The organism is Roseibium sp. MMSF_3247 (genome assembly GCF_030733765.1).
Classification (GTDB): Bacteria; Pseudomonadota; Alphaproteobacteria; order Rhizobiales; family Stappiaceae; genus Roseibium.
In genome coordinates, this window is the sequence record NZ_JASHII010000001.1 from 80450 (window position 1) to 101569 (window position 21120).

Genomic DNA, 21120 nt, shown 5'->3' on the forward strand with positions numbered 1-21120 from the left:
GCCGCCTCCCGTTATTGTCAATCAGAGCCCGTTAACCGGCACTTTCAGGAATGTTTTTCCGCTCTCATCAGCGGGCGGCAATTTTCCGGCGCGCATGTTCACTTGAAGGGACGGAATGATGAGCTTTGGCATATCCAGCTGGGCGTCACGCTCGGTCCGGAAACGGACGAACTCTTCCCGTGTCTTGCCGCCGCCGACGTGAATGTTGTGCGCTTTTTCATCGCCCACCGTGGTTTCCCAGGCGATGTCTCGGCCGTTCGGGCCGTAATCGTGGCACATGAATAGGCGCATGTCGTCCGGAAGGGCGAGAACCTTCTGAATGGAATCATAGAGTGTACCGGCGTCCCCGCCCGGAAAGTCTGCGCGCGCAGATCCGCCATCCGGCATGAACAAGGTGTCGCCTGCAAACGCCGCATCGCCCATGACATGCACCATGCAGGCCGGTGTGTGGCCGGGTGTATACATGGCAAAGGCGGTCATTTCGCCGATCTGATACGTGTCGCCATCCTTGAACAGGCGATCGAACTGGCTGCCGTCACGCTGGAATTCGGTGCCCTCGTTGAAAACCTTGCCGAAGGTTTCCTGAACAACTGTAATCTGTTCACCGATGCCGAGCTTGCCGCCCAGCTTTTCCTGAATGTACGGCGCGCCGGACAGGTGATCGGCATGAACATGCGTTTCAATCAGCCATTCAAGATCCAGGTCTTTATCCTGAATGTAGGCGATGATTTCATCGGCATGGTCATATGTGATGCGGCCGGCCGCGTAGTCGATGTCCATCACACTGTCGACGACCGCGCAGGCGTTTGAAGCCGGATCCTTGACCACATAGCTGATCGTGTTTGTGGCCGGATCAAAAAACGCTTTGACCTCTGGAATAATGGCCATATCGACCGGATAGTTCGAGGAACTCATTGTGTGTCTCCCGTTGTCTGGCTTCGCCAGTTCTATTCTCAGGCTTGGGCCGGACTGGGGCGTGAACCCAGTGTTGTGATCCAGCGCGCCACCAAAATCCCTGCGACAATCGCTGCACCTGTCAGCAATGGACCGCTCAGTCCAAGGCCGAGGACCGGAACCAGTCCGCCCGGGCAGAAGCCGCTCATGCCCCAACCTATGCCGAAGATAGCCGATCCGCCGATCAGTTTCATATCCAGATCTGTTTTTGTCGGCAGCGAAAACTCGGCGGCCAGGACCGGAGAGTTCATGCGGAAAGCGAGCCGGTATCCAATTGCGGCAACCGTTAGGGCACCGCCCATGACGAAGGCCAGGCTCGGATCCCACGTCCCCGCAACATCGAAAAAGTTCAGAACCTTGGCCGGATTGCCCATCCCGGAAATCAAAATGCCTGTCCCGAAAACAAGGCCAATCGCGAATGCTGAAAGAAGCCGGATCATGATTAACCTCCAAACACGTGACGGATGAGGAAAACGGTCACAGCGCCGGTTGCCATGAAGGTCATGGTCGCAACGATAGAGCGGGCGGACAGGCGGGACATTCCGCAAACGCCGTGTCCGCTTGTGCAGCCCGAGCCGAGCGTGGTCCCGACACCGGTCAAGAACCCTCCGGCAAGCAAAAGCGCAGGCGAAGATGGGATGCTGATTTCTGGCAGTTGCCCGGTAGCGCCAAGCAGAACCAGCGGGCTTGTGACCATGCCGGCGATAAAGGCTGCGCGCCACGCCCAGTCGGAATTGATGTTCAGGCTCAGCAGCCCGCCGACAATGCCATTGATCCCGGCAATGCGGCCATGAACAGCCATCAAGGCGACGGCGGCAAGTCCGATCAGCAGGCCGCCTGAGAAGCTGAGTAGGGGTGTGAATTCGGTCATGGGGATCCTCATTACGTTATTTTCGAATATATGAATATAAGACAAAAGATGCAAGCGGGGAATTAAGTGCCTGCCCAGAGTTTCCTTAGGGAAAGCGCGTGCTGGCCAAAGGCTGGAAAATCCGGCATGGTCAAATGAAACCTGAGTGCCGGAGGGGCTATGAAAACGCAAAACTTGTTGGCCGTATTGGTGTTTTCCACGTGCGCGTGTCTTCAGCCGGTGCAAGCCTATGCAGATGAGGATGCCTACAAACTGCCGTTGAAACTATTCGGCAAAGACGAAATTGTCGGTGGAATTTCTCCGTGTCATTTGTCGTTCTGGCAGCAGAACCGCGACCCTGAGACAAACGATTATGCGTATCTGTTCCATGCCAATCAGGAGAGCGATGGTTTTACCGGACCGGGATTGGTGGAGATCGGAGACAAGTTCTACAGCGTAAACGAGCTCGTCTATGGCGGCGAACCCATCGAAGGCCATGGCACTCAATATCTGTTTGCAAGCGATGATCGGGAAATAAAAGTCCAGATCGAACTTCTCGACGTCACGTTCCGAAATGACGCCTTTTATTTCGACAAAGCCAAGGTCACTGTCATCCAGAAGGGCAAACTGCCTTTCACAGCAAATGCCAAAGGGGTCAGCGGTTGCCCGAAAACCGCATCGCAACCACAGACAGCCTCGGCCAGCCCGGACTTGCCTGCAGGTATTCCGATCGGTTACGAGCGATACTTGGCAGATATGTCCGAAATCCCGGCTGTTTTGCGCCAGCAAATGCGCGATTACGCGAGCGATGCCTGCGACATCGATGGCCAGTTTGCCTGGTCGGGCGCGCGTTACGTGATCAATGACTATTATCTGATGTGGCAAATCCCCTGCTTTCAAGGTGCCTATCAGGGTTCCGGTGTCTTTGCAGTAACTCAGAACCCGCCGCAAGACTGGGGCGAATTGTTGACCTTGCCAAATCCCCCCGGATTGGAGGGCAATCAGAACTATTCAGCGATGAATGCCAAGGTGTTGGGATCGTCCGGCCACATTGAAACCACCGAATTTGGCCGGGGCGCGGGAGACTGCGGCGTCTATCAGGTGTTTCGCCTGATCGATGGGCCGGGCGAAGTCCTTGAGTTGGAACTTCTCGAGTATCGGGAGAAGATCGACTGTGACGGCAATGCGCCTGAACCCAAAACCTGGCCTTTGGCCTACCGGGCGCAATAACTCAGTCTGCAGCCGGAGTTGAAAGGCCGGGAGGTTCGGGCAGACGTGCCAGCACAACATGCGAAAGGTTCGTGCGCTGCCGGGTCTCGGCACCCGGTATGAGACGGGCCGGATTGACTTCAATACCGGGAAGCTCCCGGTCCATTTTAGGGCCGGAGAACTCACCCATTGGCCTCAGAATGTCCTCGTGGACGACGCTGCCAAGATAAAGGGGTTCCAGTGTCCCGCCTTCGAGAACTTCGTATCGGCTGGGCCACAAACGCATGACCCAGCGTCCGCCCTCCGCGCCATCGGCATCGTTGCGGATCAGGACCAGGTCCGGTTGGCGGCCGTTCTGGCTGCGCGGTAGAATCGGCAGAGAATCTGGCGGCGTTTCGCCTTCCACAAAGCCGCCTGCTGTCGACAGTGACCACTTTGGCGGATGCACCCAGCCGTCTTTCGCAGCAATGTCAGCAAAAGCTTGGAGCGGACCTGCGTATTGAATGACGAGCGGTTCTTCGGTTTCCCCGTCAATTCCGATCCGGTGTGCCGGTAGGCTTTGCCAGGTTCCACCTCTCCAGTCGCGCGCCTGGATGATCTCTTTGTGAATTTGCGGCGCGTAAGTGACCAGCCCAGCATCGAAGGAGCGGGCCACATGCCAGCCACCGAACCCGGCAAGCATGCCGCAAACAATCGCTGTGAGGGTCAAACGCCCGATTTTCTCGTTGTGGATCGGGCCGAAAACGAAGGCGAAGGCGGACACGATGGCCGTCCCGAACAAGAGCCCGGCCAATACATCCGACATCCAGTGCGCACCAAGATAGATCCGCGAGAACCCGATGGTGATGACATAGGCGACAGTGACTGTGAAAATACCCGCTTTTACCCAGCGACTGCGGTCATGGGCAATCAGAACTGCACAGATACCGAACAGGACGGTGTTGAGCGTTGCATGGCCGCTCGGAAAGCTGAAAGAGTCGGCTCCTGTGTAAAGCTCCATGGGCCGGGAGCGGTGCAGCATCAATTTCAGCAACGGCACGAAAATGGCCGTGCCGGCAATCGCGATGACAAACCCGATGCCGCGGCGCCAGGCCTTTCGGAAGAACAGATAGGATGCCACGGCAAGTGCAATCGCAGTCACGACGATGCCGTCCCCCAGTGTGGTCATGAAGACCATGATCTTGTCGCCGACGGGCGTTCTGAGGCTGTCAAAGAGGTTCAGAATGGCAAGGTCCGCGCGAACCATCGGTTCGTTTGGAGCGACTTCACCAATCAGCCAGAAGAAAGCCGGCATCGTGATGAGGATAAGCACCGTCGAGGCCAGCATTCCCGCAGAGCGGGGGTGAGCCGGATCGAAGTTGCGTCCAATCCATTGCGAGATCCGGTCAGGCCGCCGGGCAAACCAACGGGCGATTGCCGCGTGCGCGTTTGGAAACAGGGGCAGAATAATGAGGATCAACCACCGCCCCAGCATGACCGCCAGGAAGATCACCAGCAGAAGCGCGCCCAGAACCAGCGCAAGGCGGCCGCTGATCTGACCGATCGCATGAAGCGCTGACCCGGCAATAACGCCCGGCGCAATGTGCGCCACGCTCCATGCAATGGCAGAGGTGAAATTGACCACCGAAAACCGGGTGAAATTCATACCGGCCATGCCGGCAATGCCTGGAACCACGGATTTCACACCTGGAACGAAGCGGCCGATAAAGACGCTTTTGCCACCATGTTGTTTGAAGAACTCCTCGCCGCTTTCGACCACATTGCGGTACTTGTTCAGCGGCCACATGCTTTTGATCTTGTCTTTGAACGCCCAGCCAATCCAGTAGGAGATCGCATCTCCCGCGGTTGCGCCAAGTGTCGTCCAGATGAGCAGCGGCATCAGATCAAGCTTGCCCAGGCCAACAAGGGTGCCGGCGCCCACCAAAACAACAGTGGTGGGAACAAACAATCCGATCAGGAACAATGCCTCGCCCATGGCGGCCAAAAAGCAGATCAACCCGGCCAGCGACGGGTTTTCGGCGATGAAATGCAGGATGGGATCAAGGAAGTCTGTCACGGAAATCCGGCGGTCTCTAAGAAGGTGCTGGCACTGTTATAACCCGGCTCCATGAAATTCGGATGCGGGCAGGGTTTCATATATGTGCTGATCGCATCCTCCAACAGGGAAAATGCAGTTTCCCTTGCCGCATTATGCCCGTCTTCAGCGACGGAGTGGTTTTTTCAAGTTTGCTGTTTCACAATGTGGCTTCATGGTTCGTGACCGGAGGACGCAATGTTCGAATCTGCCCGCATGCCGCAAAAAATGACCAAAAAGTCCTTCAAGAAACTTGAACCGGAACTTCGCGAGGCGCTGTTGGCGGCGCAGCTTCCGGTGATCGAGAAGCAGCAATTTTCCACACTCATCCTGGTTGATGGCCTTGATGGGGCGGGCAAGGGCGAGGCGGTTGCCCGGCTTTATGGCTGGATGGATGCACGGCATCTCGTGTGCAACGCTTATGGCGAACCCATGGATGAGGCCCGACTGCGCCCGCCCTTGTGGCGCTATTGGCGGGATTTGCCGGCCAAGGGAGAAACTGCGATTGTTTTCGGCAGCTGGTATCAGTCCCTGTTGCGCGACCGCATTTACAAAAAGATCGACGAGGATGCTTTCGAGAAGGGCCTGGTTCGGATCCGGCGTTTTGAGGAGATGCTGGCGAACGAAGACGTTCTCATCCTCAAGTTCTGGTTCGTCCTTCCCAAGGATGTTCAAAAGGAACGCTTGAAGAAGATCGAAAAGAAAAATGCCGGCCGGCATGTCCTGGCAGACTGGGCGGCCTTGAAGCACCATAAGAAAGCCAGTGAAACCGGTGAGAAGATTATCCTGGAAACCAGTATGGGGTTTGCCCCCTGGTTTGTGATCCCCTCGCAAGATCCGGAGTACCGCGACGTAGCTCTTGGGCAGACAGTCGCAAGATCCATGCAGCTCAAGCTTGAGGATGGCGAGCCCACCTCGGTCGCAGCGCCGCCTGTGGTGGGTGGACTGAAGCGGGAAACCGCGGTCGACGCAATCGATTTGACCGAGACACTGGAGAAGACCGAATACGAAGAGCTCAGAAAAAAGTATCAGGACCGGCTCTCCGAACTCTCGGACCGCAAGTCGATGTCGAAGACCGGTGTTGTCCTTGTTTTCCAAGGCAATGATGCGGCTGGCAAAGGCGGGGCCATCCGGCGTTTGATCCGGCCGCTAGACCCGCGGATCTACAAGGTGCATTCGATTTCGGCGCCAACCGATGAAGAAAAGGCACGCCCTTATCTTTGGCGGTTTTGGCGCCGCGTACCGCGAAAAGGACACTTCGCGATTTTTGACCGGTCTTGGTACGAGCGGGTTCTTGTTGAGCGTGTCGAGGGTTTTGCCGGTCACGATGACTGGCTGCGCGCTTACAACGAGATCAACGAGTTCGAGCAGGAACTCACGGACTTCGGATACACTGTGTGCAAATTCTGGCTGGCCATTTCAGAAGAAGAACAGCTCCGGCGGTTCAAGGCCCGCGAGGAGACCGTATACAAGCAGCACAAGATCACTGACGAGGATTGGCGTAACCGTCTTAAATGGGACCAGTACGCCATTGCCGCCGGCGATATGGTCGACCGAACTTCAACCCACTATGCACCGTGGACGTTGGTTTCTGCAGAAAACAAAAAACACGCGCGGGTCAAGGTTTTGAAGACCATCTGCGACCGTCTGGAAGAAGTGCTGTAGTTTTGGCCGGGCTCGCTTGGAGCCCGAGCCTGGATTGTTGCGGGGCGCTCTAAAGAGCCTCGGCAAGAGTGTCGATCGCGGCCTGAACGCCGCCCGGTTCATGCGCGATGCCAAGCTTCGCAAGACCGAGCTCGATCGCGGACAGCGTACCGAGCGTCATGACAGCGTTCACGTGACCCATATGGGCAATCCGGATGCCTTCATTAGAAAGCTCTCCAATTGTCCCTCCGATGGTGACGCCGCAAACTTCCTTGGTGAAGTCGCGCAGTGGTTCGGGATCTGTATCCTTGAGCCGAACCACCGTGACACTGTCGGAGCGGTGGCGCGGATCTTCGATATTGAATTCCAAAACACCGCCTTTGGCCCACTGGCTTACGGCCGCCCTGGTCGCATCAGCCAGGAGCGTATGGCGGTTCCAAACCTGCTCAAGGCCCTCGTCGAATACAAGATCGAGCGCTTTCCGGAACCCGAACAGCAGGTGCTCCGGCGGCGTGCCACAGTATTTCTGGTAATGAACAGGGCCTTGTCGGAAGGTCCAGTCAAAATAATTGGTCCGCAAGTTGGCGGTTTCGTGTGCCTTGTCTGCCTTTGGCCCGGCGGCGACAAAGGAAAGGCCTGGCGGTGACATCAATCCTTTCTGAGATCCGGTCAAGGCGACGTCGATCCCCCATTCATCCATTTCGAACGGAATACATCCGAGCGATGCGATGGTGTCGACCATGAAAAGAGCAGGGTGCTTGGCGGCATCAATCGCTCTTCGCAGAGCCTGAATGTCATTCCAGACCCCGGAGGCTGTATCAACCTGGACAACGAGGATTGCCTTGATCTCGTGACCGGTATCCTCCTTCAGGCGCGCCTCCAGCTGGTCCGGATTGACCGCTGTACGCCAAGTCCCGGGCAGAACCTCGACATTCAGATCCAGGAGTTTTGAAGCCTCGCCCCAACCGGCTGCAAATAAACCGGAGTGAAGCGCCAGGATCTTGTCACCGCGGTTGAGTGTGTTGGAGAGGGCGGCATCCCAGGCGCCATGTCCGTTGGCCGCGTAAATGTATGTCTTGCCCTCTGTCCGGAAAAGCTGCTTCAGGCCGGAAAGGCAAGCGTCTGTGGTTTCCAGCAAGGGGCCTTCATAGATGTCGATCGCTGGCCGATGCATGGCCCTCAAGACTTCTTCAGGGACATTGGTCGGTCCCGGAATCATCAAAAATTCCTTGCCATATCGCAGCGGCATGGCGGCATCCTTTTAAAATACAGGGGCTAAGCCCCGAATGAGCTGAAATGTGTGCGGCCGGACGGGCCGGGCGGGTCAGTATTCACAATTGCGCGCCAGAGGCCTTCGGTCAAGGGTGCATGTTTCTTGCTCCATTAGAAGCATAGATGCAAGTTGAGGGCAAAAAAGAGCCAGATGATGAATGAAGGAGATGAAAGTCGAGCCTTTTGTGGCTATTTTGGTCGCGCAGGTGCCAATGTTCATTTGCCGGAGGGGCTGTGATTGCTTCGTAAGACAAATTCAGGGGCTGTTTCTTCGGAATCTGTCTTGTTTCCGTAAAGGAAATTATACAAGCTGGTCTCTGGACGAGATCGTCAACTGGGCGGTGCAGTATGATTGTGGTCGAAGAGGGGGCCAGCCCTCTCGTTTTGTGTTTGCCGCACACCGGTACAGATGTGCCGGCAGTGATCGGAAAACGGCTGAATGCGACTGGTCGGTTGCAGACGGACTTGTCCTGGCGTCTTGAGGACGTCCTGCGGTTATCCTCCGATCTCAATGCAACAATTGTCAGCTCAACCATCTCCCGTTATGTCATTGACCTTGATCGCGATTTGGAAACTCCTCTGAGCGCTTCCGAAGACCCGAAGACTGCGCTTTGTCCGGTGACCACCCTCGACGGCAAGCGCATCTATTTGGATGGAGAGGAGCCGGGAGCAACCGAAGTCGAACAACGGGTCCTTTTGTTTGCAAGGCCATTCGAAAAAGCTGTGCAGCAGCAGGTGTCCAGGCTGTCCAGGATGCACCGCAAGGTGATCGTGATCGATTGCCAATCAATGCGGTCTCATATCAAGGGCGTGACGGACAAAGGCTTGCCGGTCATCAGTATTGGCAGCGCAGAAGGGACGGCTTGCGATCCCGATTTGCTGAACCTGGTTGTCGGTTCCTTCAAAAGCCAGCAGGGATACACGGTCGGTGTCGATGAGCTTATGAAAGGCGGTCATTTGACGCGGACCTATGGCCGGCCGGAGCGCGGCCTTCACGCCTTGTCGCTTTTGATTGCTCAGAGAGCCTATTTACGCCACGAATCCCCGCCCTTCGAGCCAGACAAGAGCCGGGTGCAGCGCTTGGGGAACTTGCTTGAGGACACCTTCTCGCGGGCCATTGACTGGGCGCGCATGGAGAACAGTCAGTCTTATCCAAGCCATCCGTCGGCTGCTCAAGAACAGGAGGAAACTGTAAGCCCTCCGACGGAAGGCGAAGCAGCCAATGACACCCACGGGCCCGCAGGCGAACGCCCTGGCCAGCCACCCACAATGCTCCAGGTTGCCGAATAGAAGCTGATTGTCCGCAGGGAGAAGATCTCAGACGACGTTTTTCTCGACAATCGGACGATCGGCGGCCAGGCGATCGAACGCCAGCGGTGTGAGATCCAGCGTCTGATAGGTGCCCGTAGCAATCAGCTCAGACAGCCCGCGGCCAACAGCAGGCGATTGCTGCAGGCCATGGCCGGAGAAACCCAGCGCCATATAGAACCCGTCAACGCCTGCAACACCGCCCAAAAACGCATTGTGATCAAAGAGGTTCATGTCATAGGTGCCGGCCCAGGCGGCACCCGGTTTGATCGCTTCAAAGGCGGGCACCCGGTTGGCGAGAACGGGCCAGATATGCTCTTCAAAAAGTCCGTAGTCGACATCGAAGTCAGTCGCGTCCGGGTCCTGATTCTCGGGCGGCGCGGACCCACAGATAAAGCCCGTACCCTCCGGGCGGACATAGGTCCCTGTCGGGTCGATGAGAAGCGGGAAGTTCGTAAGTTCATCCCGGCATTCAAATGTGAAAACGCAGCGTTTTTTCGGAACGATCGGCACCTCAATACCGGCTTGCCGACATAGGTCCGCGCCGCCAGAGGCACCGGCGCAATTCACGACAAGCGGCGTTGAGATGGTGGTCCCATCCGGGAGGCGCACAGACCAGTGTCCGCCGGTCTCTCTCTCAATTGCTGCTTTTCCGGAAAAGTAATCCACGCCGAGAGACCTGGCTTTCTTGCGGAAGGCCTGCATCAAGCCGTAGCCGTCGAACCAGCCTTCTCCCGAGAGGCCGTGACACCCTGCAGTCAGATCACCTGTATTGAGCCATGGAAATTTCGCTACAAGGCCGTCAGCATCATAGTATTCGATGTCTGCGCCCAGCTGCTGCTGCAGTTGGTGGTTTTCCTGGAGGATGGGCTGCTTGTCCGGCGTTGCCAGAAAGAGATACCCGCCCTCGTGAAGGTCAATCGCCGGGCGGTCGCTCTCAACCGCGAGCTGGGCACCGATCTCCCGGAGAAACTTTATGCCATAGAGCGAGATCTCGATGTTAATCGCGCTGGAGAATTGCTGGCGAATGGACGCCGCGGAGCGCGCAGAGGCGCAGATCTCATATGAGGGATCTGCCTCAACAACAATAATGCGTCCTGAAAAGTCCTCGCGCTGGGCAAGATGACAGGCAACGGAAGAGCCCATGACGGCTCCGCCAAGGATCACGACATCCGCGGTTTGGTGCGCCATATAGCCCCCAGAAGAAGGAAGCGGGCCAAACGGCCCGCCTCAAAATTCAATTCTTAGAAAAATGCTTGCAAGCCGGTCTGGGCGCGGCCAAGGATCAGCGCATGAACATCATGCGTGCCCTCATAAGTGTTGACCGTTTCTAGGTTCTGGGCGTGGCGCATGACATGGTATTCCTCGGAAATCCCGTTGCCGCCATGCATGTCGCGGGCCTGGCGGGCGATGTCCAAGGCCTTGCCGCAGTTGTTGCGCTTAACGATGGAAATCATTTCCGGAGCCATCTGACCGGCGTCGAAAAGCTGGCCGACGCGAAGCGCGGCCTGAAGGCCAAGAGCAATTTCGGTCTGCATGTCGGCCAGTTTCTTCTGGAAGAGTTGGGTTTGTGCTAGCGGACGGCCGAACTGTTCGCGGTCGAGACCATATTGGCGTGCGCGGGTCCAGCAATCTTCAGCGGCACCCATCGCGCCCCAGGAAATGCCGTAGCGGGCCCGGTTGAGGCAGCCAAACGGGCCTTTCAAGCCGGATACATTGGGCAGCAGCGCATCTTCACCGACTTCCACGTTGTCCATGACGATCTCGCCGGTGATGGAAGCGCGCAGCGAAAGCTTGCCGCCGACTTTCGGGGCACTCAGGCCTTTCATGCCTTTTTCCAGGACGAAGCCGCGAATTGCGCCGTCATGAGCTTCCGATTTTGCCCAAACTACGAAAACGTCCGCGATCGGCGAGTTGGAGATCCACATCTTGGAGCCGGTCAGCTTGTAGCCGCCGTCGATCTTTTCAGCGCGCGTGCGCATGCCGGCCGGATCAGACCCTGCATCCGGTTCCGTCAGGCCGAAACAGCCGACATATTCGCCGCTGGCGAGTTTCGGCAGATACTTGTTCCGCTGCTCTTCAGATCCGTAAGCGTAGATCGGGTACATGACCAGGGAAGACTGAACGCTCATCATGGAGCGGTAGCCACTGTCAACGCGTTCAACTTCCCGGGCAACCAGACCGTAAGCGACATAAGAGGCGCCTGCCCCGCCATATTCTTCCGGCAGGGTAACGCCCAGCAGGCCGAGTTCACCCATTTCGTTGAAGATTTCGCGATCGGTCTTTTCTTCGCGATAAGCCTCGATGACCCGCGGCAGCAGCTTTTCCTGAGCGTAGGAGCGGGCCGTGTCCATGATCAGCTGCTCGTCCTCTTTCAGCTGATCGCGAAGACGGAATGGGTCTTGCCAGTCGAAAACGCCGCCGCCAGCTGGGGCTGATTTCACATTTGCCGGTGCATTCATAACAGATCTCCCGGGCCAATCAGGTGCTGGCCGCAATCGTTTCAAGGCGCCTTGTTCAAGGCAGATCATTCTGTTTCAGACAGAGTTGCCTGATTTGTGTTTGCAGAAAAGCGAATTCTCCTCCATCATTCATTACAAAATGGAATGAACTAGGAAATTCGCAAGGTATGAAACGGGCATTTGTGCCGCCCGCGGACACCCTCATCGCGTTTGAGTGTGCGGCCCGCCATCTCAGCTTTACCCGTGCAGCGGAAGAGTTGCACCTGACCCAAGGCGCTGTCTCCAAACAGGTGCGTCAGCTCGAAGACCGGCTGGGTGTGGAGCTGTTCCGCCGGGTACGTCAGAGGATCGTTCTGACTGATGCCGGACGGCTTTACCTTCACGATATCCGGGGCGCTTTGGAACAAATGACCCTCGCCACGCGGCAAGTGATGTCGTTTGCAGGCAGTGCCGATGTGCTCAACCTCGCAGTCTTGCCGACATTCGGCACTCGTTGGCTGGCGCCGCGAATTGCCGACTTTATCCGCCGGTACCCGGATGCCGGTCTGAACTTGAGCGTTCGGCTGCAGCCTTTCGATTTTGACGAAGAACCGTTCGATGGGGCCATTCATCATGGCGATCCGGTCTGGGCAGGTGCGATCGCCGAACATCTGTTCGATGAGGAAGTCATCCCGGTCGCCTCTCGCGTTTTTCGGGATCGGCACAATATCCGTGTACCGGAGGATTTGAAGCGGGTGCCGCGTTTGCAATTGGCGACCCGGCCGCTGGCCTGGCGGCACTGGTTTGAAAGTGCTGGCGTGGAAACGGACACGGCTTTCCAGGGCGCCCGGTTCGAACAGTTCGTCATGATCACGGAAGCTGCGATCCACAACGCCGGTGCCGCACTCATACCCCGCTTCTTCATCGAGCAGGAGCTTGCGTCCGGGCGCCTTGTGCGTTTGTTTGATGTTCCGCCGGAGCACGAAACAGCTTACTTCTTTGTTTATCCGGAAGGTCGGACGATGCGGCCGGTTGTTGCAGCTTTCCGCAAGTGGCTGGCCGAAGAAGCCCGATCGGCGAGAACCGACCGGGAGACCATGTTGCCGGGGTAAGCTTGGCCAACTGTATTGGAGGGTCTTTTGAGCAAACGTCACCTGCGTCTGATTCTAAACGGTAAATCCGCAGGCCGGGCCGATGTCCGTGCTGCTGTAGATGCGGTTCGGAACATGGGTCACGAAGTCTCTGTGCGCGTGACTTATGAGGCCGGAGATACCGAGCGGTTTGCTCTCGAGGCTCTGAAAGAGCATCAGGACAAGAAGATCGATGTTCTGGTGAGCGGCGGCGGCGACGGAACAATTCATGCTGTGGTGGACGGTGTTCTCGATGGACTTGAGGCGGAGGAAAAGCCCCCGTTTGCGTTCGCGGTTTTGCCGCTCGGAACCGCCAACGACTTCGCCCATCACATCCGGCTGGACCCATCGGACATCGTCTCATCCTTCCGCTTTGCCGCAAGAGGCAAACCCAAGCCAACGGACATTGGAACTGTGAATGGCCGTGTCTTCGTGAACATGGCGACCGGCGGATTTGGGACGAGGGTGACCGCGGAAACGGATCCGAACCTGAAGAAGTTGTTGGGCGGGGCCGCCTATCTCTTCACCGGGATCAATCGGTTTTCAGAGCTTGCCGCCTGCGAAGGCCGTATCGAAACCGATGGGTTTTCGTGGGAGGGCGCGTTCATGGCGCTTGCCATCGGTAATGGCCGCCGCGCCGGCGGCGGGATCAGGTTATGCCCAACAGCCGAACTGGATGACGGATTTCTTGACCTCACCATTCTGCCGATGCCGGATCGAAACCGGGTGACAGAGTTCCTGTCCATCGTGCTTGAGGGGGACCCGGAACGTATTCCGGACATTGCCATCATGCGCAAAGTGAAGTCGCTGAGGATCGAGGCAGATAACCAGGTCCAGGTGAACCTCGATGGTGAGCCGCTGCACGCTTCCAAACTGGAAATCGAGACCCATCCGGCGCGAATTGAGATGATACGCTAGCGAACCGTTAGCGGGCTTTTTGTGAAAATCAATACGGTCCTTAGTAGAAGTGCGGTGCGGAATGATCGGCCTTAATGATGGATGTGAGGCGATCAAGCACCGATGCAATTGACAGCCGTTCGGGCAGATATTCGGCGCAAGTCAGGCCAAGAGTTCAAGAGGGCGTGCTCCAGATAAGAGGACATACGGCAAAGAGCTAAGCTGCAGTTGCGGAAGGTCATTTTTCTCAATGAGAAGTTTGTCTTGGTCTGAAAAACCTGCCTATGATCGCATGAAATCAACTTTGGTGTTTTTGGGAGGAAACACATGAAGGGACAGATGATGCATCGTCCGCTGAAAATTGCGGACCTCATCACTTTTGCTGCTGATACCTTTCCGGACAGCGAAATCGTTTCCGTACGAACCGAAGGTGATATTCACCGGACCACATACGGTGAAACGGCTAAACGTATTGCCCAACTGGCGCATGGCCTGCAGGGGCTGGGGATCGAAGTCGGGGATCGCATCGCGACCCTTGCCTGGAACGGATACCGCCATTTTGAGCTGTATTACGGTATCTCCGGGATTGGGGCGGTCTGCCATACGATCAACCCGCGGCTCTCCGCAGAGCAGATGATCTACATCATCAATCACGCGAAGGACCGTTTGCTTTTTGTTGATCTCACCTTTGTCCCGATCATAGAGAAGCTGCGCGAACACCTGCCTGCCGATCTGCGTGTCGTCATCATGACCGACCGGGCGCATATGCCGGAAACATCACTGGAGGGTGTTCTCTGCTATGAAGAGATCCTGGATGGTCAGCCGGATCACATGAATTGGCCGGACTTCCCGGAAGAGACGGCCGCTGGCCTTTGCTACACCTCCGGCACAACGGGCAATCCAAAAGGGACTTCGTATTCCCACCGGTCCACGGTCCTGCACGCCTACAGTTTGTGCGTAACTCTCCCGAAGGTTCTACAGGAAGGCAGCCGTATTCTGCCGGTTGTCCCACTGTTTCATGTCAATGCCTGGGGGCTGCCCTATTCTGCGCCGCTGTCCGGCGCCAGCATGATCTTCCCGGGCGGCGCGCTGGACGGCAAATCCCTCTACGATCTGATGGAGCGCGAGAAGGTGTTTTCCGCTTGGGGCGTTCCGACGGTCTGGCTCGGTCTCATGAATGAAATCAACCAGCGTGGCCGGCTGCCTGATGGCCTTGGCGATATCGTCGTCGGCGGGTCTGCCGCGCCGCGCTCCCTGATCGAGGGGTTTGAAAAGCAGGGTGTCAATGTCTGCCACGCTTGGGGCATGACCGAAATGAGCCCGCTCGGTACGCAAGGCAATCTGCCGCCGCGCATGGACGACTGGAACATGAAGGACCGGATTGACCGAAAACAATCCCAGGGACGCCGGGTTTTTGGTGTCGATCTCAAAATTGTCGACGATGAGGGCAACCGCCTGCCGCATGACGGCAAGACGCCGGGTCATCTCTATGTGCGCGGGAACTCGATTACGTCGGGCTATTTTGAGAACCCGGAAGCCTCAAAACTGGTGTTTGACGAAGAAGGCTGGTTCTGCACCGGGGATATCGCTGCGATTACATCCGACGGTTTTCTGGTTATCACCGACCGGTCGAAGGACCTTATCAAGTCCGGCGGGGAATGGATCAGCTCGCTCGATCTGGAAAACATCGTCATGTCCCATTCCGGCGTTGCCAATTGCGCCGTGATTGCCGTGCCGCATCCAAAGTGGGACGAGCGCCCGCTCCTAATCATTCAATCGAAAGACGACGATGCGCCGCCGCCAAAGGACGAACTTCTTGAGATGCTGGGCGAGCATTTTGCCAAATGGCAGTTGCCGGATGACGTCGTTTATGTCGATGCGCTCCCGCTGACGGCGACCGGCAAAGTATCCAAACTCACCCTCCGCAAAAACTTCGCAGAAGGCGCAGCATGACCCCGGAAAAACTGTTCGCTCTCGCTGGCAAGACAGCCCTTGTCACAGGTGGGGCAACCGGCATCGGCCGCATGGCCGCTGAGGGCCTCTGCGCGGCTGGCGCACGCGTCCTCATTGCCAGTCGCAAGGAGGAGGCTTGCCTTCGGGCAGCCGAGGATCTCAATGCGCTGGGCTATTCCGGCAAGGTGGAAGGGTTCGGCGGGGATGTCGCGACCGAGGACGGTATTGCGGCACTCACGTCTGAAATTGGTAAGCGCACGGAAAAACTCGACATTCTGATGAACAATGCCGGGACCAGTTGGGGCATGTCGCTCGGCCAATTCCCCTATGAAGCCTGGGACCGGGTAATGCGCCTGAACGTGACCGGCCTCTTCCATCTGACCCAAAGCCTGCTGCCGATGCTGGAAGCGTCAGCCTCAGATGATGATCCCGCGCGGGTGGTTAATGTCGGCTCGGTGATGGGCGAAACCCCGCATGGCGACCGGGCCTACAGCTATGCCGCATCTAAGGCAGCTGTTCATCACTTGACCCGGATCCTGGCTAAGGAACTTGCGGACAAGCGGATCACCGTCAACGCTCTGGCTCCCGGACCGTTTGTCAGCAAGATGACGGCTTTTGCAACTGCAGACGAAGACACCCGCAGCCGGGTGGGGGCGCAAGTGCCACTTGGCCGTGTTGGCAAACCTGAAGACATCGCAGCGATCCTGCAGTTTCTCTGCGGGGCAGGCGGCGGCTACATCACCGGAGCGATCATTCCGGTCAGCGGCGGCATCAATGTGGAAACCGGTCCGGACCTGTTTCAGGAGGCCTATAGTTGATCCCGGATCTGGATGACACTGACCTGCCTGTCGAGGCCTTGAGCGGTCTCGTCGGCAAGGACGTCGGCGTGTCATCGTGGCATCTCATCGATCAGGCCATGATCGATGCCTTCGCGGATGTCACCAGGGATCATCAATACATTCATGTCGACCCGGCGGCTGCTGCCAGGACACCCTTTGGCGGAACGATCGCGCATGGCTTTCTAACCCTGTCTCTTTTGTCCGCCATGGGCCTCGAGGCGCAGCCCAAAATCAGGGGTATGACCATGGGGATCAATTATGGATTTGACCGGGTCCGGTTCTTGAGCCCAGTGAAGTCCGGATCCCGCATCCGGGGCCGGTTTGTCTTGAAAGACGTCAGAGCGGTAAAGCCTGGCGAACTGGATATCACCTGGGCCTCGACCGTGGAGATCGAGGGCGAGAGCCGTCCGGCCCTGTCGGCGGATTGGCTCAACCGGTTCTATCTGGAGACTGGCGCACTTTAAGCCGTGCGAGTTGGGGAGGCATTTGTTGGGAGGCGAAATGCTTAAAAAACGCAAGCTGCCAAAGGCTCTGCAGAATTTGCGGCTGCCGGTCGTCGCGGCGCCGCTCTTTATCGTGTCCTGCCCGAAGCTGGTGATTGCCCAGTGCAAAGCGGGTGTAATTGGGAGTTTCCCGGCGCTCAACGCACGAGATGAAGACGGCGGGCCGGTCATGCTTGAAGCTTGGCTTCAGGAAATCACCGAGGAACTCGACCGCCATAATCAGGCCAATCCGGACAATCCTGCAGCGCCCTTTGCGGTCAACCAGATCGTGCGCAAGACCAATGAGCGCCTGGAACGTGACATGGAAATCTGTGTCCGCTGGAAAGTGCCGATCTGGATCACCTCGATGGGCGCGCGGGTGGATGTCAATGAAGCTGCGCATTCCTGTGGCGGCATCGCACTTCATGACGTGATCAACAACACCTACGCCAAAAAGGCGATCGAAAAGGGGGCCGACGGTCTTATTGCCGTGTGCGCTGGCGCTGGTGGCCATGGCGGACCGCAATCGCCATTTGCCTTGATCCGTGAAATCCGGGAGTGGTTCGACGGCCCGGTCCTTGCCGGTGGTGCGGTTTCAACCGGTGAGGCGCTGCTGGCCGCGCGAGTTCTCGGCGCAGACTTCGGCTATGTCGGCTCACCGTTCGTTGCAACGCATGAGGCGGATGCAGCCGATGTCTACAAGGACATGATGGTCGCAGGCGGTGCGGAAGATGTCATCACAACAGCTGTTTTTACCGGCCATCCAGCCACATACCTTAGGTCATCAATCACCAAGGAAGGCCTCGACCCGGACAATCTGCCGACGGACTGGAAGCCGTCAATCCTGCCGGATGGCGATGATTTACCGAAAGCCTGGCGCGACATTTGGGGCGCCGGCCAAGGGATCAATGCGGTGAAATCGGTTGGTCCGGCTGCCGAGGTCGTCAATCGTTTGGAACAGGAATACAAGGCGGCCATCTCCCGGATGCGCGCCGAGATTTGTTGAGGGATAGGTTATGGATCTTGGAGTAACGGACCGGGTGCGCCCGCTGATTGAGCAGGTGCGTCGCATGGTGGAAACCGAAATCGCGCCGCTGGATGCCGAATACCATGAGGAAGTCGGAAAACACCCCTCCGGCGATCGGTTCTTGCACACCGACCGGCAGATCGAAATTCTGGAAGGGTTGAAGGCCAAGGCCAAGGAACGCGGGCTCTGGAATTTCTGGTTGACCGACAGCGAGCGCGGCTTTGGCCTGACCACCGTTGAATACGCCTATCTTGCCGAGGAAATGGGCAAGGTCGGCATTGCCGCCGAAGTCTTCAACTGCAATGCCCCGGACACCGGCAACATGGAGGTTCTGGAGCGCTATGGCACGCAGGCACACAAAGATCTTTGGCTGAAACCGCTTCTGAACGGCGATATCCGCTCTGCGTACCTCATGACGGAGCCGGACGAAGCATCTTCGGATGCCACCAACATTGCTTTGTCTGCCGTGAAAGACGGCGATGAATGGGTGCTCAACGGTGAGAAATGGTGGGCAAGCGGGGCAGGAGATAGCCGCTGCAAGCTTTATATTGTAATGGCGCGCACCGACCCGGACGCACATAAGCACAGCCGCCATTCCATGTTCCTGATCCCGGCTGATGCTGATGGACTGGAAGTCCTGCGGCCGATGCATGTCTTTAATACTGATGATGCACCGCACGGCCATATGCACATCCGCTTCACCAATGTGCGCGTTCCGGAAGCTGATCTCGTTCTGGGTCAGGGGCGGGGCTTTGAAGTGGCGCAAGGACGTCTCGGCCCGGGCCGGATCCACCACTGCATGCGGGCGATCGGCCAGGCGGAGCGGGCGCTCGAACTCCTGTGCAAGCGGGCGCTGAGCCGGGAAGCGTTTGGCAAAAAACTCGCGGATCTCGGGGCCAACCACGACATCATCGCCAATGCGCGCATGGAAATTGAAATGGCGCGCCTGCTCTGTCTAAAGGCTGCGTGGATGATGGATACGCAAGGCACCCGTGCAGCGCAGCCCTGGATCAGCAAGATCAAGGTCATCGCACCGCTGATGGCGCTGAAAGTGGTCGACGAAGCGATGCAGGTCCATGGGGCCGCCGGGATCAGTCAGGACTTCCCGCTGGCCAGCATGTGGGCGCATTTGAGGACCCTGCGCTTTGCCGACGGGCCGGACGCGGTCCATCGGCGCCAGGTCGCCCGTGTTGAGCTTCGCAAATACACCAACGCCGGGTGAGGTTCGTTTGATGACCACTGCGGCACTGGATCTTGAGCGACTGGCATCCTGGCTGGAGCAAAACCTGACGGGGTTCGAAGGGCCGTTGACGGCAGAAAAGTTCAACCGCGGTCAATCGAACCCGACGTTCCGGCTTTCTGCACCCTCCGGCGCTTACGTGTTGCGGCGCAAACCGCCGGGTGTGCTTTTGAAATCCGCACACGCCGTTGACCGGGAGTTCCGGGTTCAAAAGGCCCTCGCAGCAACTGATGTTCCGGTCGCCCGGATGCATGTTCTGTGTGAGGACGACGATGTGATTGGCTCGGCCTTTTACATCATGGATCTGGTCGAAGGGCGGAACTTTGATGATCCTCGGATCCTGGACGTCGATACCGTCACCCGGTCGGCAATCTACGACGAAATGAACCGGGTGCTCGCCGCCATCCACTCCGTTGATTTGGAGGCGGCTGGCCTGGCCGATTATGGCCCGGCCGGGAACTACTACCGCCGCCAAATCGATCGCTGGACTAAACAGTACCGGGCGAGCGAAACCGGGACGATTGCGGACATGGACGAGCTGATTGCATGGCTTGACCAGAACATTCCGGAAGACGATGGCCGGCGCACGCTGGTGCACGGCGATTACCGGATCGACAACATGCTGTTCGCGAAAGATAGTCCGGAGTGTGTCGCGGTGCTCGACTGGGAGCTGTCGACACTCGGCCATCCGTTTGCGGATCTCGCAGCCCTCATCATGCAATGGCGCTGTCCGCCGGGAGCCGAGGGCCGGGGTCTTGCAGGCGTTGACCGCAAGGAGCTGGGCATTCCCGAGGATCAGGCTTTTGTGGGGGCCTATTGTAAGCGTATGGGGATCTCCGGCATTCCGGATTTCGGGTTTTATCTGGCGTTCTGCTTCTTCCGGATGGGCGCGATCCTGCAAGGCGTCAAAAAACGTGCGCTTGACGGCAATGCCTCAAATCCGGAGCAGGGGTTGAGACTCGGCAAGGCGGTACCGGGTTTTGCCAAGGGCGGCCTGGAGGCCATCCAGCATGGCTGATCAGCGTTTTTCAGGCCAAACGGTCATGATCACCGGGGCCGCTGGTGGCTTTGGTGCCGAAGCTGCCCGCAGATTTGCAGCGCTCGGTGCGCGGTTGGCTCTGTCGGACCGGGATGAGAGCGGGCTGGAACGCATCCGTGCCGAGCTTCAGGATACGGGCGCAGATGTTCTGATTGAAGCCTATGATGTCGGCAATGAAGACCAGACCAAAGCGCATATTGACCAAATCCTGAAGCGTTTCGGCTCCCTTGATATTGCTCTCAACAACGCCGGTGTTTGTCACGATCTCAAACCGTTGACCCAGCTCGCAGTCGAGGATCTCGACCGGATGTTTGCGGTGAATGTGCGCGGTGTCTTTTTGGGCATGAAGTACCAGATCCCGGTCATGGCCAAGGCCGGGCGCGGTGCCATCATCAACATGGCCTCAGCCGCCGGGCTTGTTGGGGCCGGAATGTTGTCGGCCTATGCGGCTTCAAAACATGCTGTTGTCGGCCTGACCCGCTCGGCCGCGGACGAGACGGGGCGCAGTGGTGTCAGGATCAACGCGGTCTGCCCGTCCTTTGCGCAAACCGCGATGTACCAGAACTTTTCCGAAGCCTTGGCGGAAAGCCAGAACAGGCCGGCCAGCGAGATCGATGCGGCTTTTACCAAACGCAGCCCGATGGGCCGTGTCATCCGGTCTGACGAAGTCATCTCGGCGGTGCTGTGGCTCGCGGACCCGAACAACACGGCCGTCCACGGTCAGGCCATTCCGGTCGACGGCGGCTTGACCGCTGTTTAGG

At 57.8% G+C, this 21120-nt stretch carries 19 protein-coding genes; 12 read left to right on the top strand and 7 right to left on the bottom strand.

Features of this window, described 5'->3' with window-relative positions; translation table 11 throughout:
* Positions 1-21 precede the first annotated feature (21 nt).
* Genes RBB44_RS00340 through RBB44_RS00350 form a run of 3 tightly spaced genes read right to left on the bottom strand, consistent with a single transcriptional unit; the run spans position 22 to position 1825 of the window.
* The gene (locus RBB44_RS00340) at positions 22-915 is read right to left on the bottom strand and encodes an MBL fold metallo-hydrolase (protein WP_306147942.1); all 894 of its coding nucleotides are present in this window, start codon (positions 913-915) and stop codon (positions 22-24) included.
* Positions 916-953: 38 nt separating this feature from the next.
* A complete protein-coding gene (locus RBB44_RS00345) occupies positions 954-1394 on the bottom strand; it encodes a DUF6691 family protein (RefSeq protein ID WP_133949434.1) in 441 nt (146 codons plus the stop codon).
* Between the two features lie 2 nt (positions 1395-1396).
* Positions 1397-1825, bottom strand: a complete 429-nt coding sequence (locus RBB44_RS00350) for a YeeE/YedE family protein (protein WP_306147943.1) — start codon at positions 1823-1825, stop codon at positions 1397-1399.
* 159 nt (positions 1826-1984) lie between these two features.
* Between RBB44_RS00350 and RBB44_RS00355 the strand changes: the two genes are divergently transcribed.
* Positions 1985-3034: a DUF1176 domain-containing protein gene (locus RBB44_RS00355; protein ID WP_306147944.1), complete on the top strand. Its 1050-nt coding sequence runs from the start codon at positions 1985-1987 to the stop codon at positions 3032-3034.
* 1 nt (position 3035) lies between these two features.
* Here the strand turns inward: RBB44_RS00355 and RBB44_RS00360 are convergent, their stop codons facing one another.
* Positions 3036-5069 (bottom strand): bifunctional DedA family/phosphatase PAP2 family protein, encoded by a 2034-nt coding sequence (locus RBB44_RS00360; protein ID WP_306147945.1) that lies wholly within the window; start codon positions 5067-5069, stop codon positions 3036-3038.
* Between the two features lie 216 nt (positions 5070-5285).
* Here RBB44_RS00360 and pap point away from each other — a divergent pair, with 216 nt between their 5' ends.
* Positions 5286-6752 carry a polyphosphate:AMP phosphotransferase gene (gene pap / locus RBB44_RS00365; RefSeq protein WP_306147946.1) on the top strand — a complete coding sequence of 489 codons (1467 nt, stop codon included), beginning with the start codon at positions 5286-5288 and terminating at the stop codon, positions 6750-6752.
* 49 nt (positions 6753-6801) lie between these two features.
* Here pap and RBB44_RS00370 read toward each other — a convergent pair whose 3' ends face one another.
* Positions 6802-7980 carry an alanine--glyoxylate aminotransferase family protein gene (locus RBB44_RS00370; RefSeq protein ID WP_306147947.1) on the bottom strand — a complete coding sequence of 393 codons (1179 nt, stop codon included), beginning with the start codon at positions 7978-7980 and terminating at the stop codon, positions 6802-6804.
* A gap of 371 nt (positions 7981-8351) precedes the next feature.
* Between RBB44_RS00370 and RBB44_RS00375 the strand changes: the two genes are divergently transcribed.
* Complete coding sequence (locus tag RBB44_RS00375) at positions 8352-9293, top strand: N-formylglutamate amidohydrolase (protein WP_306147948.1); 942 nt, start codon at positions 8352-8354, stop codon at positions 9291-9293.
* 27 nt (positions 9294-9320) lie between these two features.
* Here the strand turns inward: RBB44_RS00375 and RBB44_RS00380 are convergent, their stop codons facing one another.
* Positions 9321-10502 carry an FAD-binding oxidoreductase gene (locus RBB44_RS00380; protein WP_306147949.1) on the bottom strand — a complete coding sequence of 394 codons (1182 nt, stop codon included), beginning with the start codon at positions 10500-10502 and terminating at the stop codon, positions 9321-9323.
* A 53-nt stretch (positions 10503-10555) separates the two neighbouring features.
* The gene (locus RBB44_RS00385; RefSeq protein WP_306147950.1) at positions 10556-11773 is read right to left on the bottom strand and encodes an acyl-CoA dehydrogenase; all 1218 of its coding nucleotides are present in this window, start codon (positions 11771-11773) and stop codon (positions 10556-10558) included.
* A gap of 167 nt (positions 11774-11940) precedes the next feature.
* Here RBB44_RS00385 and RBB44_RS00390 point away from each other — a divergent pair, with 167 nt between their 5' ends.
* The 9 genes from RBB44_RS00390 (at position 11941) to RBB44_RS00430 (ending at position 21119) form a co-directional block, all read left to right on the top strand.
* On the top strand, positions 11941-12864 hold the full coding sequence (locus tag RBB44_RS00390; RefSeq protein ID WP_306147951.1) for a LysR substrate-binding domain-containing protein: 924 nt from the start codon (positions 11941-11943) through the stop codon (positions 12862-12864).
* Between the two features lie 27 nt (positions 12865-12891).
* Positions 12892-13800 carry a lipid kinase YegS gene (yegS, locus tag RBB44_RS00395; protein ID WP_306147952.1) on the top strand — a complete coding sequence of 303 codons (909 nt, stop codon included), beginning with the start codon at positions 12892-12894 and terminating at the stop codon, positions 13798-13800.
* 306 nt (positions 13801-14106) lie between these two features.
* Positions 14107-15732, top strand: a complete 1626-nt coding sequence (locus RBB44_RS00400) for a long-chain fatty acid--CoA ligase (RefSeq protein ID WP_306147953.1) — start codon at positions 14107-14109, stop codon at positions 15730-15732.
* Positions 15729-16550, top strand: coding sequence for an SDR family oxidoreductase (locus RBB44_RS00405; protein WP_306147954.1), 822 nt, complete (start codon positions 15729-15731; stop codon positions 16548-16550). The genes RBB44_RS00400 and RBB44_RS00405 overlap by 4 nt, the downstream gene beginning before the upstream one ends.
* On the top strand, positions 16547-17035 hold the full coding sequence (locus RBB44_RS00410) for a MaoC family dehydratase (RefSeq protein ID WP_306147955.1): 489 nt from the start codon (positions 16547-16549) through the stop codon (positions 17033-17035). Before RBB44_RS00405 ends, RBB44_RS00410 begins: the two co-directional genes overlap by 4 nt.
* Before the next feature lie 37 nt (positions 17036-17072).
* Positions 17073-18059: a nitronate monooxygenase family protein gene (locus RBB44_RS00415; protein ID WP_306147956.1), complete on the top strand. Its 987-nt coding sequence runs from the start codon at positions 17073-17075 to the stop codon at positions 18057-18059.
* Between the two features lie 10 nt (positions 18060-18069).
* Positions 18070-19302: an acyl-CoA dehydrogenase family protein gene (locus RBB44_RS00420; RefSeq protein WP_306147957.1), complete on the top strand. Its 1233-nt coding sequence runs from the start codon at positions 18070-18072 to the stop codon at positions 19300-19302.
* Between the two features lie 10 nt (positions 19303-19312).
* Positions 19313-20338, top strand: a complete 1026-nt coding sequence (locus tag RBB44_RS00425) for a phosphotransferase family protein (protein WP_306147958.1) — start codon at positions 19313-19315, stop codon at positions 20336-20338.
* Positions 20331-21119, top strand: a complete 789-nt coding sequence (locus RBB44_RS00430; protein ID WP_306147959.1) for an SDR family NAD(P)-dependent oxidoreductase — start codon at positions 20331-20333, stop codon at positions 21117-21119. The genes RBB44_RS00425 and RBB44_RS00430 overlap by 8 nt, the downstream gene beginning before the upstream one ends.
* Position 21120: the final 1 nt, after the last annotated feature.